This window comes from Psychroflexus lacisalsi (assembly GCF_020164495.1).
GTDB classification, from domain to species: domain Bacteria; phylum Bacteroidota; class Bacteroidia; order Flavobacteriales; family Flavobacteriaceae; genus Psychroflexus; species Psychroflexus lacisalsi.
In genome coordinates, this window is sequence record NZ_JAIQYZ010000001.1 from 698,099 (window position 1) to 714,300 (window position 16,202).

Annotated in this window: 16 protein-coding genes; 11 read left to right on the forward strand and 5 right to left on the reverse strand. The window is 37.4% G+C overall.

Annotated features, from left to right (window positions below):
* Positions 1-54 precede the first annotated feature (54 nt).
* The 5 genes from LB449_RS03150 (at position 55) to paaZ (ending at position 6,051) form a co-directional block, all read left to right on the forward strand.
* A complete protein-coding gene (locus LB449_RS03150) occupies positions 55-1,227 on the forward strand; it encodes a 3-hydroxyacyl-CoA dehydrogenase NAD-binding domain-containing protein (RefSeq protein WP_224453607.1) in 1,173 nt (390 codons plus the stop codon).
* 45 nt (positions 1,228-1,272) lie between these two features.
* Positions 1,273-1,653 (forward strand): four helix bundle protein, encoded by a 381-nt coding sequence (locus LB449_RS03155; protein ID WP_224453608.1) that lies wholly within the window; start codon positions 1,273-1,275, stop codon positions 1,651-1,653.
* Between the two features lie 26 nt (positions 1,654-1,679).
* Positions 1,680-2,096, forward strand: a complete 417-nt coding sequence (locus LB449_RS03160) for a PaaI family thioesterase (protein ID WP_224453609.1) — start codon at positions 1,680-1,682, stop codon at positions 2,094-2,096.
* Between the two features lie 187 nt (positions 2,097-2,283).
* Entirely contained in the window at positions 2,284-3,489 is a 1,206-nt protein-coding gene (gene pcaF / locus LB449_RS03165) for a 3-oxoadipyl-CoA thiolase (protein ID WP_224453610.1), read from the forward strand.
* Between the two features lie 51 nt (positions 3,490-3,540).
* Positions 3,541-6,051 carry a phenylacetic acid degradation bifunctional protein PaaZ gene (paaZ, locus tag LB449_RS03170; RefSeq protein WP_224453611.1) on the forward strand — a complete coding sequence of 837 codons (2,511 nt, stop codon included), beginning with the start codon at positions 3,541-3,543 and terminating at the stop codon, positions 6,049-6,051.
* 17 nt (positions 6,052-6,068) lie between these two features.
* Here the strand turns inward: paaZ and LB449_RS03175 are convergent, their stop codons facing one another.
* The 3 genes from LB449_RS03175 to LB449_RS03185 all read right to left on the reverse strand — a co-directional run bounded on the left by LB449_RS03175 (position 6,069) and on the right by LB449_RS03185 (position 8,318).
* Positions 6,069-6,713 (reverse strand): autotransporter domain-containing protein, encoded by a 645-nt coding sequence (locus LB449_RS03175; RefSeq protein WP_224453612.1) that lies wholly within the window; start codon positions 6,711-6,713, stop codon positions 6,069-6,071.
* A 2-nt stretch (positions 6,714-6,715) separates the two neighbouring features.
* Complete coding sequence (locus LB449_RS03180; protein ID WP_224453613.1) at positions 6,716-7,312, reverse strand: hypothetical protein; 597 nt, start codon at positions 7,310-7,312, stop codon at positions 6,716-6,718.
* 190 nt (positions 7,313-7,502) lie between these two features.
* The gene (locus tag LB449_RS03185; RefSeq protein ID WP_224453614.1) at positions 7,503-8,318 is read right to left on the reverse strand and encodes a hypothetical protein; all 816 of its coding nucleotides are present in this window, start codon (positions 8,316-8,318) and stop codon (positions 7,503-7,505) included.
* Between the two features lie 123 nt (positions 8,319-8,441).
* Here LB449_RS03185 and LB449_RS03190 point away from each other — a divergent pair, with 123 nt between their 5' ends.
* The 6 genes from LB449_RS03190 to LB449_RS03215 are packed head-to-tail and all read left to right on the forward strand — an operon-like array spanning position 8,442 to position 14,063.
* The gene (locus LB449_RS03190) at positions 8,442-9,194 is read left to right on the forward strand and encodes an enoyl-CoA hydratase/isomerase family protein (protein ID WP_224453615.1); all 753 of its coding nucleotides are present in this window, start codon (positions 8,442-8,444) and stop codon (positions 9,192-9,194) included.
* A gap of 11 nt (positions 9,195-9,205) precedes the next feature.
* The gene (locus LB449_RS03195) at positions 9,206-9,625 is read left to right on the forward strand and encodes a four helix bundle protein (protein ID WP_224453616.1); all 420 of its coding nucleotides are present in this window, start codon (positions 9,206-9,208) and stop codon (positions 9,623-9,625) included.
* A complete protein-coding gene (locus LB449_RS03200; RefSeq protein ID WP_224453617.1) occupies positions 9,622-10,221 on the forward strand; it encodes an acyltransferase in 600 nt (199 codons plus the stop codon). Before LB449_RS03195 ends, LB449_RS03200 begins: the two co-directional genes overlap by 4 nt.
* 45 nt (positions 10,222-10,266) lie before the next feature.
* A complete protein-coding gene (locus LB449_RS03205) occupies positions 10,267-11,592 on the forward strand; it encodes a dihydrolipoamide acetyltransferase family protein (protein ID WP_224453618.1) in 1,326 nt (441 codons plus the stop codon).
* Between the two features lie 34 nt (positions 11,593-11,626).
* A complete protein-coding gene (locus LB449_RS03210; protein WP_224453619.1) occupies positions 11,627-11,974 on the forward strand; it encodes a four helix bundle protein in 348 nt (115 codons plus the stop codon).
* A 34-nt stretch (positions 11,975-12,008) separates the two neighbouring features.
* Positions 12,009-14,063, forward strand: coding sequence for an alpha-ketoacid dehydrogenase subunit alpha/beta (locus LB449_RS03215; RefSeq protein ID WP_224453620.1), 2,055 nt, complete (start codon positions 12,009-12,011; stop codon positions 14,061-14,063).
* 384 nt (positions 14,064-14,447) lie between these two features.
* Here the strand turns inward: LB449_RS03215 and LB449_RS03220 are convergent, their stop codons facing one another.
* A complete protein-coding gene (locus LB449_RS03220) occupies positions 14,448-15,260 on the reverse strand; it encodes a sterol desaturase family protein (protein ID WP_224453621.1) in 813 nt (270 codons plus the stop codon).
* Positions 15,261-15,414: 154 nt separating this feature from the next.
* The gene (locus LB449_RS03225; protein ID WP_224453622.1) at positions 15,415-16,080 is read right to left on the reverse strand and encodes a ferredoxin reductase domain-containing protein; all 666 of its coding nucleotides are present in this window, start codon (positions 16,078-16,080) and stop codon (positions 15,415-15,417) included.
* Between the last annotated feature and the right edge of the window lie 122 nt (positions 16,081-16,202).

Sequence of the window (16,202 nt, forward strand, 5' to 3'; positions counted from 1 at the left end):
GGGTTAAAACTTCATAATTCAGTATTAATCATTCGATATTCAATATTTACAACTATGAAAGTAGCAATAATAGGAAGCGGAACCATGGGAAGCGGCATAGCTCAAGTTGCAGCTACTGCAGGGTGCACGGTGAAACTTTACGACACAAAAACAGAAGCGCTGGAGAAAGCCAAACAAGCTTTGGAAAAAATTCTCAGTCGGTTGATTGAAAAAGGGAGAATTGATGACAAAGAAAAAAACCGGATTCAGTCTAATATCACTTACGTAGCACGGTTAAAAGCGCTTGCTGATGCAGATCTGACAATTGAAGCCATTGTTGAAAATCTGGAAGTCAAGCAAAAGGTGTTTCAGGAAATCGAAAGTTATCAAAGTGATGAAGCGATAATAGCCAGTAATACGTCTTCATTATCGATTGCATCCATTGCATCAGCTTTGGAGAAGCCAGAGCGATGTATTGGTGTTCACTTTTTTAATCCAGCCCCTTTAATGCCTTTGGTCGAAATCGTGCCAGCGGTACAAACGTCACAGCAAGTTTTTGATAAGGTGTTTTCTACCATTGAAAGCTGGAAGAAAGTACCAGTGAAGGCTAAAGATACCCCAGGATTTATAGTTAATAGAGTGGCTCGGCCATTTTATGGAGAAGCCCTTAGAATTTATGAAGAAAGCTTTGCGGGATTGCCAGAAGGAGAGGCCGGTTTTGCAACGATAGACTGGGCGATGAAGGAATTTGGAGGATTTAAAATGGGACCATTTCAATTGATGGATTTCATTGGTAATGATGTCAATTACACCGTCACTGAAACTGTTTTTGAAGCTTTTTACTATGACCCGCGTTACAAACCTTCCTTTACTCAGAAGCGTTTTGCGGAGGCTGGCTATTTAGGGCGAAAGTCTGGAAAAGGATTTTATGATTATAGTGAAACTGCCATAAAAGTGGCGCCAATAAAAGATCAGGACATGGGTAAGAAAATTTTCGATCGTGTGTTAGTTATGTTAATCAATGAAGCTGCAGATGCCTTGTTTTTGAATATTGCTACTGCAAAAGATATTGATTTGGCCATGACCAAAGGCGTTAACTATCCAAAAGGACTTTTGAAATGGGCTAATGAAAAAGGAATTGATTGGTGTGTAGAACAAATGGACCAGCTTTATGATATTTACCGGGAAGACCGATATAGATGTAGTCCGTTGCTAAGGAAAATGAAGGAAAAAGGGGGTAGGTTTTAGGTAATGGGTGTTAGGTAGTAGGTAGTAGGAAAAAATAGTTAAGAAATGAAGGAGTCCAAGTATCATTTTAAATTTGAGGATTTTAAAGTTTATCAAAAAGCAATGGATTTTGGAGAAGTTGTTAATCAACAGACAAAAGATTTTCCGAAAGACGAGCGATTCGAATTGACTTCCCAATATAGAAGAGCTGCGGACTCTATTGCTTTTAACTTAGCAGAGGGTTCTGCAGGAAAAGATAAACAATTTCTCAATTATCTTGGTAATGCTTATCACAGCATACACGAGTGTGTTGCTTGCAGCGCAAAAGCAGCTCGAAGAAATTATATTAGTCAAGAAGTGAATGAAGCAAATCGAGAATACTTAGTTGAAATGGCAAAAATGATAAGCAGCTTACGCGCTATAATTTCTAAAAGAATTAGTAAATAACAATTAAAACTTAATACCTAGACCCTATGCCCAACAACCTAATACCTAGTAAGATGCTCTCCCAAGATCCCTTCAGCACCTGGCTGGGAATTGAGATTTTGGAAGTGAGTTTAGGTAAGTGCAAAGTGGGTTTAACGATAAGACCTGAGATGCTGAATTCCATGAAAAAAGCTCATGGTGGCATTACCTACGCTTTGGCAGATACAGCTTTTGGGTTTGCAGCTAATACTCATGGAAAATATGCGGTGTCTATCGAGACGTCAATAAATCATATTGAAGCTTTGGGAGAAGGAGATTATATCACCGCAGAATCGAGTGTGGAAGTGACCAAAAATAAACTTGGTTTTCATGTCGTTGAGGTAAAAAAAGAAGACCAGTTAGTGGCGCTTTTTAAAGGAGTGGTGTACAGAACTTCAAAAGAGTGGAACTTAAATGACGACTAAAAATAGTAAATTGAAAACGGATTTGCGTTAAGGATTGCAGTGGAAAGCCCGCATGTTTTTGTTGAGCTGAAATAGGTTTGGCATAGCGACTGAAAGAAGCTATTGAGAAACCTTGTGAAAACCAAGAAAAACAGAGGACTTGAAGCGGAAAGCCTGTCAACGCCCAAAAAACAAATATAACTAAACTATGGATGCATACATAATAGACGGAATTCGAACGCCAATTGGCAACTACAAAGGAACCTTATCGCCAGTGAGAGCAGATGATTTGGGGGCTTTGGTCATCAAAGAAATTGTGAGCAGAAACCCATCGATCCCAAAAGAAGCGTTTGATGATGTGATCTTGGGATGTGCCAATCAGGCTGGTGAAGACAACCGAAACGTTGCTCGAATGTGTTCACTTTTGGCGGGATTACCACATTCGGTTCCCGGAGAAACTGTGAATCGACTTTGCAGCAGTGGGTTGTCGGCCATTATCCACGCCAACCGAGCGATAAAAGCGGGTGATGGTGATTTGTTTATTGCCGGTGGTGTTGAGCACATGACACGTGGTCCTTATGCGATTGCAAAGCCTTCCTCGGCTTACGGTAATGATGCCAAAATGTACGATACGAGTTTTGGGTGGCGGTTTGTGAATCCAAAGATGCACGAGCAATATGGAACGGATGGTATGGGTGTGACGGCTGAAAACCTGGTCGATATCCACAAAATTTCGCGTGAAGATCAAGATGCTTTTGCTTACCATTCTCAGATGAAAGCCTCGAAAGCTCAGGAAAACGGCCGATTGGACAAAGAAATTGTTGCTGTCAATATTCCACGTCGAAAGCAGGATGATTTAATTTTTGCTCAGGATGAGTTCGTTAAACCGCAAACTAAATTAGAGATCCTGGGAAAACTTAGGCCTGCATTTAGAAAAGATGGCAGCGTGACTGCCGGAAATTCTTCAGGGTTAAATGACGGTGCTGCGGTTACGATTGTCGCTTCTCAAAAGGCAGTTGAAAAGTATAATTTGAAGCCTATTGCCAAAATTTTGAGCTCGGCTGTGGTTGGGGTTGAACCAAGAATTATGGGAATTGGTCCAGTTGAAGCGTCTAATAAGGCTTTGGCAAAAACAGGCTTAACCATGGAAGATATGGACGTGATAGAGCTAAATGAAGCTTTTGCTGCACAATCTCTGGCCTGCATAAGAGCCTGGGGATTGAAAGATGATGATCCGAGAATAAATCCAAATGGTGGTGCTATTGCTATTGGTCATCCACTTGGAGTCACTGGAGCAAGATTAGCTTATTCAGCAGCTTTGGAGTTGAAAATGACCAATAAAAAATATGCATTAGTAACTATGTGTGTAGGAGTTGGGCAAGGTTACGCGGCTGTAATTGAGAATGTGAGTTAAGAATTGAAGCTTATCTAAAATAAATAATTATAAATCATTAGTTTGAAGATTATGCAAACCACACAAAGTTATATTAAAGGACAATGGATTCAAGGTAAAGGCGAAAGTCACCCCATTTATGATTCTATTACAGGAGAACATTTTACCAACATTAATGTTGATGGATTTGATGTTCCTGAAGTTCTGGCTTACGGCCGAGAAAAGGGAGAAACTCTCCGAAAAATGACTTTTCAGGAACGCGGAAACATGCTAAAATCTTTGGCGTTTTATCTTCAGAAAAAGAAAAAGGCCTTTTATGAATTGAGTTATCGTACGGGAGCAACGAAAATGGATTCGTGGTTTGATATTGATGGTGGTTTTGGAAACTTATTTGCTAATGCTTCTTTAAGAAAATTATTCCCTAATCAACCTTTTGATGTGGAAGGTGATCCTATTGATTTGTCTCGCGGTGGCCGATTTATGGCGCATCATATTTTAGTGCCCAAAGAAGGGGTTGCGGTACATATCAATGCCTTTAACTTTCCTGTGTGGGGAATGTTGGAAAAATGCGCGGTCAATTGGATGGCTGGAGTTCCAGCAGTGGTTTTGCCAGCTCCGCAGTCGGCGTATTTAACTGAAGCGGTAGTCAAAGAAATCATAGCTTCAGGAATTTTGCCAGAAGGTGCTTTGCAGTTGATTTCAGGAACTGAAAAAACCATTTTGGATAGTGTCGAATCACAGGATATCGTCACATTTACAGGTTCTGCCGCAACTGGCCGAATGCTCAAGAATCATCCGCGATTGCTTGAAGAATCCGTTCCATTTACCATGGAGGCAGACTCTTTGAATGCTTGTATTTTGGGAGAAGATGCCGTTCCAGGAACCCCGGAATTTGATTTATTCATCAGAGAAGTTAGAAACGAGATGACGGTGAAATGCGGTCAGAAATGTACGGCCATACGAAGAGCGATTGTCCCCGAGTCTCTCATTGAGGATGTTCAGATTGCCTTAGGAAAAGCTTTAGATAAAGTCACATTGGGAGATCCAAGATTGAAGGAAGTCCGAATGGGAAGTTTGATTGACAAGCAACAGGTGGAATCCGTTAAAAAAGCGGTTGGCGAGATTTCTAAAACTGCTGAAATTGTTTATGGAGATTTTAATGCAGTTGAAACGATCAATGCTGTTTTTGAAAAAGGAGCTTTTATCAAACCAATTTTGATGCGTGAAAATGAGCCTTTCAAAAATGAAGCAGCTCACATTACCGAAGCATTTGGCCCTGTGAGTACTTTAATGCCATATAGAAATTTAGAAGAAGCAATTCAACTTTCTAAAAAAGGAAGAGGGTCATTGGTGAGTTCAATCTTCACTAACGATGATCGGATTGCCACTGAATATACCATCAAAGCAGCGTCTCATCACGGAAGGATTATGTCCATTAATCGGGAATCCGCTAAGCAAAGTACTGGTCATGGTGCGCCTCTGCCAAACCTAGTTCATGGTGGTCCTGGACGAGCAGGGGGTGGTGAAGAGATGGGTGGAAAACGCGGTATTAAACACTTTATGCAGCGTTGTGCAATTCAAGGAAGCCCTACGACTTTGACCGAAATCACTGGAATCTATCAGCCAAAAGCAAAATACAAAGAAGCAGAAAAGCATCCCTTCGCCTACCATTGGGAAGACATTCAGCCAGGGATGTCGTTGAAAACGCATAATCGTACTTTGACGGATACGGATATCATTAATTTCGGTAATTTAACCTGGGATCACTTTTATGCCCACACAGATATTACTTCTTTGGAAGGAAGCATTTTTGAGCAGCGTACAGCTCATGGTTATTTCATAATTTCAGCGGCAGCTGGATTATTTGTGTATCCAAATAAAGGTCCTGTGGCGGCCAACTATGGTTTAGAAGAAATTCGATTTTTGAGACCCCTGTATCACAACGATACTATAAATGTCCGATTAACCTGCAAAGAAAAAGTAGACAGAGATCAAAAAGGAAAAGAATTACCAAGCGGGATTGTGAAATGGTACGTGGAGGTATTTGATGTGGAAGCTGTTGAAGAAGAGGATAAACTGGTGGCGATTGCCACTATCTTGACCATGGTTCAGAAGAAACAAGATACTTTTCATGAAGTGGATAAAGAATTTATTGAAAATAAGTTAGAATTACTTTCAGAAAATAATCAGCCTGAACGGGGGATGATGACGCCTCAACACATGGTAGAGCATTTAGAAATGAGTTTAAAAATAGCTATAGGAGAAATTTCAGATTTTGAAGTCGCTACCCCAGACGAATATATTGAGCAAGTACAGGAAACTTTATATAACTACGAAAAGATGCCCCAAGGCTATAAAATGCCATTGATTAAAAAAGATGAGCTCGAAGACTTGAAGCATGATAATCTTGAAGCGGCAAAAAGTGCTTTATTAGAAGCTTACGAAACTTTTGAAGTTTATTTTAGAGATCGTCCGGAAGCGATCACTAAAAATGCTGTGTTTGGTGAACTGACAAGTTTTGAATGGAAACTTTTAAATAGAAAGCATTTTAATCACCACTTTGAGCAGTTTGGGTTGATTTAAAGTTTTTTATAAAATATTCAGTTGCCAAACTTAAAAATAAAACCAAGACTGAGATTCATTAAATGTGTACGCCCAAACAAGTCGTCAGCTTGGGAGGGCCTCTCGATATTGGCATTGGTTGTAAGGTAATTTGCCCTAAAACTTAAATTAAATGTTTTAGTAAACTCATAAATTAAATAGGCTCCTGTTCTCCACTCATCAGTAGAATATCGACCTCTTCGAGTACTTCTTGTGAATTGTCTGACATAGTTAGCTCCATATCCAAGTGAAATTCCTGCATTGAAGTTATTGGTTTTTAAAATTTCATAGTTGAGCTGTGCAAAATATGTCCTGTAGGTAGATCTTTCAAAGTTGCCAGCTAAAGAAGCATCTGTAAGACTTGATCTAAAACTTGAGTATTCAATTCCTAGATTAAATTTACGATAGTTGAGTAAATTCATATACAATCCAAATCCTAGAGCACTCTGCTCATAGGCTTGGTTCAAAAAATGTTCTCCAAAAAATGTAGGATTGAACAACTGGATTTCTCCGTAAAACTTAAATTCTACAACAGACTTCTGACTTGAATATTTTTCAGCTTCATCTTCAGTTAAGTTTTGAGCATATGTACATCCAAATGCAAAAAATACCGATATGAGAATTAAAGTTTTAATATTTCTCATATTTAAGGATTCTGAATTATAAACTCTAAATTTTCGTTGCCAACGTCTATTGCAATTCTGTCTTCAAAGATTTCATCACTGCTCAACTCTTTTAATTTATAGTTGATAAAAAGCGTTTGGTTTTCCTTGACTCTGAAACTATCTGAAAATTTAAATCTGATAGGATTTTCAAAAGCATCTACTGTAAGAATTCTGTAGGCTATTTCTCCTTCAAAAAAGTATTCCAATAATTCAAATCCGTGTATGTTATCCCTGATATTTAAAAAGACAAGTTCCGAACTATTGAGTAACTTGATTTGTTGAAGTTGTAAATAGTTATTTGAAAAGTCATCTTCTTCAATCAATATGACCGATCGTTCTTTTTCTCTGTGTTGGTCACTAAGTTCTAAATAAAAACGTGCACCTGTTGAATTTCGACCTCTCTTTGAAGGAGGAAAGTTAAGGACTACACGACCTTGAGAATCGGTTTCTCCAAAACTGATGAGATCACCTCTATTGTTTCCTGAACCAAAAATCAGGCCTTTGTTAGCTTCCAAATAAGAGCTGGGTAGTTCTAAACCTCCAGAATAAGCTTCAGCTGATATACTTTCCAGCTGCATCGCATCACCATCAGTAATTTGAGCTTCTAAAGTAAATCTTGAATTTAAATTGTATCTTATATCACAAACAAAGTGATTACTAATAGTAAAATTAAAATTGTGACTCTCATTTAAGGTAGTTTAAATAATTCAAAACCATTTCAACTTTACAGGTGTTTTTCTCGTTACTGGGGCTTTTTAAAGCTATTGTTTAATCTTTCATATAGAAGACGTAAAACATCATTTCACCAGGGTAGGACACATCGTCTTTGCGGGGACTTCTAAACTTAGATTCATCCAAAACCTCTACTATATTTTTTTCAAAAATAGTATCAAGCTTTGAGTTGCCAGAATTTGATACTATTTTAGTTATTGTGTCATCTTTACTATAAAGAATTTTAACTTCATAAAAATTCATTCCTGGATTTAAAAAGGTGTTTATTTGATCAGGATCAATTTTATTAAAAAGAAAGTTTAGCATATAGTCAGTGTAAATATTAAATGCTTTTTCTTCATCTTCATACTTGCAATAAATATCAATACTTGGATAAATCCTTTCGTTGCCTGAATAATCATTTTTATCAGTTACTTTACTCATCTTATGATTAGCTTTTACACCAGTTGCATTTGTTTTAATTACCACTGGCAAGTTAATGGTAGCATTAACAGGTTCACCTTCTTGAATACCAGGATCTATTATTTTAAGTTTACCTAATGTTTTTTCAAATTCCTTTTTAATGACAGGATTATTAGAATTTAAATGAACTAAATGAAAAGATTTATTTTTTTGGACTTCAAATGTCAGATTGAACTTGTTTATTCCAGGTTTTAATTCACTATTAAACCTAGTGCTTAAACCTCGTCTAAACAAATTTGAAACCTTTTCCGAAAAACAATTTTTCAACTCCATATTTCCCAATACATTTTTGCAGCCCTTAGCAATTATATAGGTTTCATTGGATTCTTGAGAATAAGAAGAAGCAGACACAAGTAAAAACACAAACAATAATAATTGGATGTTTTTCATTTTTAAAGTTTAAAAATATTAGATTATGTGTAAAACTACTAAATTTAAAATAATCCAATTGTGAATGATACTAACAATCATTAGTTTTGAATTTAACCGAAAACGATTTAGAAAATACATCAAATGACTAAACCATACGTAAAAAAAGATATTAAAGATAAAATTGCAACGATAGAATTTTTTCATCCTGCACATAATTCTTTGCCAAGTGACATCCTAGCTCAATTAGCTGATATCATTACAGAAGTAGGCCAAAATGAAGACGTTTTAGTGGTGGTCTTAAAATCTGGAGGAGAACGTACTTTTTGTGCCGGGGCCAGCTTTAAGGAATTGATTTCCATTGAAGACGAAAAAACCGGGGAGCAATTTTTTAGTGGTTTTGCCAATGTGATCAATGCGATGCGCAAATGCCCAAAGTTTATTATTGGGCGTGTTCAAGGTAAAACTGTTGGAGGTGGAGTAGGACTCGCATCTTCTATGGATTATTGCATGGCGACGAAATATGCTGCTATTAAATTGAGTGAATTGAATCTTGGGATTGGTCCTTTTGTTGTTGGACCAGCCGTCGAACGGAAACTTGGTGTTAGTGGCATGTCCCAAATCGCCATTGATGCGAATTCATTTTATTCAGCTGAATGGGCTAAGGATAAGGGTTTGTTTGCGAGTGTTTATGATTCAACAGAAGATCTTGATATCGCTGTAGCTGAATTTGCTAAAAACTTATGTGAATATAATCCTGAAGCTGTGAAACATATGAAACAAATGTTTTGGCGAGGCACAGAAGATTGGGATGAGTTGTTGAAAGAACGTGCAAAAATCAGTGGAAAATTAGTGCTGAGTTCTTTTACAAAAGAGAAGTTGAAGAGGTTTAAATAGAGGTGAGTGATATGAAAAGTGACTATTATTTTAAATTTGAAGTTTTAAAACTTTATCAAAAAGCGATAGAATTTGGTGAACAGATAAATTCTCAAACAGAAAATTTTCCAAGTCACGAAACATATAAATTAAGTTCACAATTTTCACGAGCGGCAGATTCTATTGCATTAAATATCGCAGAAGGTTCAGCTATTACTGATGCAAATTTCGTTGGGCATTTAAAAATGGCTTGGGATAGTTGTTATGAATGTGTTGCAGCTTCAACAAAAACTAGACTAAGAAATTATATCACTTTTAAAGTTGATGAGCAGAACAGAAGGCATATCACTGAAATATCAAAAATGATTTCAGCTCTCATCAAGCATCTTAAAAATAAACCACAGTTTAATATGAAAACTCACCTCTCACTACTAATAAACTGTTCTTTATGATCTACAAATTTAAAAACCATACACCAGTCGTACACGAAACTAGTTTTGTTCATCCATTGGCTGCAGTAACAGGTAACGTTATTATTGGCAAGGATTGTTACATTGGGCCTGGAGCAGCGATACGCGGGGATTGGGGAGAGATTATTTTGGAAGATGGTGTGAATGTGCAGGAGAATTGTACAGTGCACATGTTTCCAGGTAAAAGCATAACTTTAAAAAAAGGAGCTCACGTAGGCCATGGAGCTATTATTCATGGGGCAAATCTAGGCGAAAATTGCCTTGTCGGTATGAATTCAGTAATTATGGACGATGCTGAAATTGGCGACGAATGCATCATTGGTGCTTTGGCGTTTGTAAAAGCGGAAACTAAAATTCCCAAGCGAAGTTTAGTGGTTGGGAATCCTGGAAAAATCATCAAACAAGTTTCAGATGAAATGATTGCCTGGAAAACCGCAGGGACACGATTGTATCAGCAGTTACCAACAGATTGTCATGAGAGTTTGAAAGAAGTTCAACCTTTGAGAGAAATCCCAGACAATAGACCTGAACAGGAAAATTTTTATAAAACATTGAAAGAATTTAAGGGTAAAAAATAATTGCGACTTAGAAAGTAGAAAATTAGAAGCTAGATTGAAAAAATTATGAGTGAAAAAGCTACAGAGTTTAAACTTCCTAAAATGGGAGAAAGTATTACTGAAGGAACTATTCTGAACTGGATGATGAGCGAAGGAGATATTTTTCAAGAAGGTGATATTTTAGTAGAAGTAGGGACAGATAAAGTGGACAATGAAGTACCTGCCCCATTTTCTGGGAGACTTATCGAGAAGAAGTATCAAGCCAATGAAATAGTTAAAATTGGTGAAGCAATTGCAATAATTGAAGCCATAGATGAAGAGGAATCAAATTCAGAAGTAAAGACTAAAAAGGAAATTAAACCAGAAGTAAAAAAAGCTTCAACAACAAACTCTCAACCAGAAAAACCAAAATCACAACTTAGTAAAACATCAAAAAATGTTTCTAAAGTAGAGTGGAAGCCAAGTGATAGAGGAAATCAGTTTTATTCTCCGTTAGTTGAAAAAATTGCCAGAAATTACCACATCAGTTATGAGGAATTAGCGAGAATTCCAGCTTCTGGAGCTAACAACCGACTCAAAAAATCTGATATTTTTAATTACATAGAACAAGGCAGGCCCGCCCAGTTTGCTCAACCTGAATCAACACAAAAACCCTCTGGATTTCAAGTTCCCGATTTAAAATTTAATAAGGGAGAAGGGAAGCGAATTGAAATGGACAGGATGCGACAAATGATTGCTGACCATATGGTGTTTTCAAAACACACTTCACCTCACGTCACTGCTTATGTAGAAGCAGATTTGACCAATTTGGTTAACTGGAGAAACAAGAATAAGGTGAAATTTCAGAAGGAAAACGGTGAGAAACTGACGTTTACGCCACTTTTTATTCAGGCGGTGACCAAAGCGATTCAGGATTTCCCTATGATCAATTCGTCTTTGGATGGAAACGAGATCATTGTGAAAGATAACATTCATATCGGTATAGCTACTGCTTTGCCTAGCGGAAATTTGATTGTTCCTGTAGTAAGAAATTCAGATCAAAAAGACCTAAAAACTTTAGCGAAAGATGTTAATGGTTTAGTCGCAAAAGCTCGAGATAACAAATTAACTAGCGAAGAAACCAAAGGCAGTACGTTTACGATTTCAAACGTGGGTACTTTCGGAAGTTTGATGGGAACTCCAATTATCAATCAACCGGAAGCAGCGATTTTAGCAACGGGAATTATCAAAAAACGGGCTGAGGTCATCGAATACGAAGACGGCGATAAAATAGAAATCCGACAAATGATGTATTTGTCACTCTCCTTCGATCATCGGATTGTAGATGGATTTTTAGCCGGAAGTTTTCTGAGAAGGATAGCGGATTATTTGGAGGAAGAGATTAAGAATTAAAAATTTTAAATCATCAAAACTTAACTATTCTGTAATGAAGTCAAACATAGTTAAAGATAAAAGCTTTGAGTTTTCTCTTAAAATTATCTTGCTATTCAAGACAATGCAGGATCAAAAAGGATACATAATTTCAAAACAGATTCTTCGATGCGGGACAAGTATAGGAGTCAACATCGCAGAGTCTGAGGCAGCACAAAGTAGAAGCGATTTTGTACAGAAGTTGTCAATTGCATCTAAAGAAGCAAGAGAAACTATTTACTGGCTTCAACTTCTGGATAAAAGTGAATTGGTTGATGTTGAAGTGAATACTCGTATTGATGACTGCAATGAGATTATTCGCTTGTTGACTTCAATTATTAAAACAATCAAATCTAAATTATGAATTAAAAATTCATAATTAAAAATTCATAAGAAATATGATTTCAAAAAATATATTCAAAAAAGCCTTTCAAAATTTAGTCACTGCGAAAGCGATGACAGAACTTTACGAGGATAATTTCAAAGTAGTATCCAAATACGTGCATGCGACTTCTCGAGGACATGAAGTGATACAAACTGCGGTAGGAATGCAATTGAAACCACAGGATTATGTGTATCCGTATTATCGTGATGACTCGATTCTGCTGGCGATTGGCATGCAGCCTAAAGATTTGATGTTACAGCTTTTAGCTAAAAAAGATGATCCCTTTTCGGCAGGACGTACCTATTACTCTCACCCTAGTCTTAATGAGGAAGATAAACCCAAAATTCCACATCAAAGTTCAGCGACAGGTATGCAGGCTATTCCTGCTACTGGCGCGGCGATGGGCCTTAAGTACAAAGAAAATAATTCACAATTCAAAATTAATAATTCAGAATTACCAATAATTGTTTGCTCCCTTGGTGATGCCTCTATGACAGAAGGTGAAATTGCAGAAGCCTTGCAAATGGCTGCACTTAAGCAATTGCCGATTATTTATGTAGTGCAAGACAATGAGTGGGATATTTCAGCTAGTGCGGAAGAAACCAGGGCTCAAGATGCTTTTCAGTATGCCAAAGGTTTTCATGGTTTGGAAGCCATTAGCATTGATGGAACAGATTTTATCGAATCTTACAGTGAATTTGAAAAAGTTCTGGAGACTGTGAGAACTGAGCGTAGACCGTTTTTGGTGCATGCTAAGTGTCCACTTCTCAATCATCATACTTCGGGTGTAAGAATGGAATTTTATAGAGATGATCTCGAGGAGTCTAAAATAAGAGATCCCTATCCGAAAATAAAACAACAACTTCTTGATAATGGCTTTACTGAAGACGAATTGGAAGCTATTGAAAAAGCTGCCAAAGCAGTTGTGAAAAAAGAATATCAGGAAGCATTGCAAGCTGAAGATCCAAAGCCAGAAGATCTGTTTACGCATGATTTTGCTCCAACCCCGATTATTGAAGAACAAGGTGATCGCTCCCCGGAAGGAGCCGAAAAAGTGGTCATGGTCGATTGTGCCCTGTTTGCTATTGAAGAGTTGATGACAAAATACAAAGAATGTTTACTCTACGGTCAGGATGTGGGCGGTAGGTTAGGAGGTGTGTTTCGTGAAGCAGCTACATTGGCTCAGAAATTCGGAGATCATCGGGTATTTAACACGCCAATTCAGGAAGCATTTATCGTGGGTTCAACTGTTGGTATGTCTGCCGTTGGTCTCAAACCAATCGTTGAGGTTCAGTTTGCAGATTATATCTGGCCAGGGCTAAATCAGTTGTTTACAGAAGTGAGTCGCAGTTGTTATTTGTCCAACGGGAAATGGCCAGTATCCATGATTTTGCGTGTACCTATCGGGGCATACGGTAGCGGTGGTCCCTACCATTCCTCTTCAGTGGAAAGTGTAGTTACTAACATACGCGGACTCAAAATAGCTTATCCTAGTAACGGTGCAGATCTCAAAGGTCTTATGAAAGCTGCTTACCACGATCCAAATCCAGTGGTTATTTTTGAACACAAAGGATTGTACTGGAGTAAAGTCCCTGGTACCAAAGGAGCCACTAGCATAGAACCGTCAGAAGATTATGTGCTTCCATTCGGAAAAGCCTGGGTGTTGCAGGAAATCTGGCCTCAAGACGACAAGGAAACACTAAGTATCATCACTTACGGAATGGGCGTGCACTGGGCAATGAATGCCTCACAAGAACTTGGTTTGCAAGACCAAATTGAAGTTGTAGACCTTAGAACATTGCATCCTTTAGACGAAGAAACCATCATGAAATCTGTCAAAAAGTGTAAGAAATGTCTGGTCGTGACTGAGGAGCCATCCGATAATACATTTGCCAGAGCCTTGAGCGGGAAGATTCAAGAGGAATGTTTCCAATACCTCGACGCTCCTGTGATGACTATCGGTTCCGAAAATATGCCGGCTATTCCCCTCAATTCCATTTTGGAAGAAACCATGATTCCAAGTACAGAAAAGGTAAAAGCCAAAATAAAAGATGTTTTAGATTACTAATAATTTGGGCGTGACCCCTCTCTCCCCAAAGCCTTGGGATCGGGAGGGGTCGGGCTGCCCGTTTCAATCCCCCCCCCCTAAGCCTTAGGGGTGCGGGATTTCCACTCGCATCCCTCACGCAAGGCTTTCTCGAAAGATTTACCATAAATCAAAATAGGTGGATTGATTTGAACCCTAGAGTTTAAGTTCGTGATAAATTCTCCTAGGTTTTTCGATTGATTCTAAAAATAGGATTTGTTCTATTCCTGTGAAATAATCCCTGGCACATAGGGATAGAACGGAAAGCGCGAAACTCCCAAAGCCTTGGGGGCGTACTTGTAGTGATAGCCTGGTTATGCCCTTAATAATTATCGATAAGCAAATTAAAAATCAGCTGACGTTTGCTTATTTGGTTTTGATGCTTTTGTTGAATGGAATTTTTAATTGGTATAAAATATCTTCATCCTTGATGTCATCGACGATATCTAATCCATATTGAATTTTGCTGGTGTCGTCGTACATATACGTCCCAAATAGCCTGTCCCAAACGGAAAACATATTCCCATAGTTGGTATCTGTCCAGGGCAATTCTTTATGGTGATGGAACTTGTGTAGGTTTGGAGTTACAAAAAGGTAACTTAGAATTTTATCTATTTTGCCAAGATTGATATTAGCGTGAGTGAAATACGTAAAAAACACACTTAGAATTCTATAGAAAAGGTAATAGGCGATAGGCATTCCCATAATCAATACGGCGATGAGGGCAAATGTTTCTCTTATGGTAAAGTCAAACGGATGGTGTCTTGTTCCTGTGGTGACATCTACTTTGGTATCGCTATGGTGGATGATGTGGAGTCGCCACATCCATTTGACTTTGTGCAGCAAATAATGTACTCCATATTGTGCTATAAAGTCTAAAGCGAGCAGGGCTAATAGTAATTCGACAACAATCGGTAAATCAATGCTATTTAACAAACCAAACTGGTTGACCTCTATCCAATAAAAAACTCCAAGTGTTAGTGCTCCAAACCCAACATTGATGATTATTGTAAATAAAAGGAATATGAAGTTGACTCCAGCGTGTTTTATTTTCTTGTATTTTGCTACCGATAACGTATAATAACCTTCTAATATCCAAAAGACTCCTAAAATTCCAACCACCCAACCTAGCTTCATCCAAATTGGCATTTCTTCAAAAAAAGTTAGAAATTCTGTCATTTTCATCATTATTTTGAAACTAAATTTAGAAAAAAATTTTCAGACTTGGTGTATTAGTAAAATTTAAAATGATCGGTCTACAAGGTTTAAAATAATTTGAAACAAAAAGCCCCGAATTAACGAGGCTGATTATGATAATACTGAATGTTTTAATTTATTCTTCCATAATGATGTTTTCATCATCTACACCTAATTCTTTAAGGTCTTTTACAACACTTTCGATCATTGGATCTGGACCACATATGTAGAATTTTTGTTGTAAATTAAAGATGTGCTTTTTCAAGAATGTTTGATCTATTTGCCCGTGTTCATGTTCCTCTGTTTTTTCTCTTGATAGAATATTTATAAAATTGCTTCCAAGCATTTGCTCTAATTCATCCTTCAAAATAATATCTTCTTTGGTTTTATTGGCAAAGATGAGTTTATTATTTTCATTCTTATCACCATATTTATTCCTATTTCTCAGGATTGCAATTAGGGGGGTTAAACCTGCACCACCAGCTATAAATGTTCCTTCTTCTCTAAAATAAATATTACCAAAGACATCGGTTTGCAGCAATTCATCACCTGCTTTTAAGTCTAACAACTTTTCTGTGACTCCGTTGTGGTCGGGATAAGTTTTGATGACAAATTCCAAATGATCATTCTCTGGAAGACTGGTGAATGTGAAAGGTCTGCCCTCATCTTTCCAGCCCTCTTGATTGATAAAAAGTTCTGTAGCCTGACCAGGTTTAAATTCTAAATCAGAGGGTTTACTAGTTCTGATTTGTAAAACGTCAGGTGTAATTTTTTCGATGTGAGTAATTTTTAAAGTATTCATTTTTTATTTTAAATTTAAAGAAGGAATAAGTTTTATCTATGGCGATTAAGAATATAAGTTTCAATTTTTAACAATTTGAATCGAATGCCAAAAACTGATTGATTATAAGTATTAATAATTAT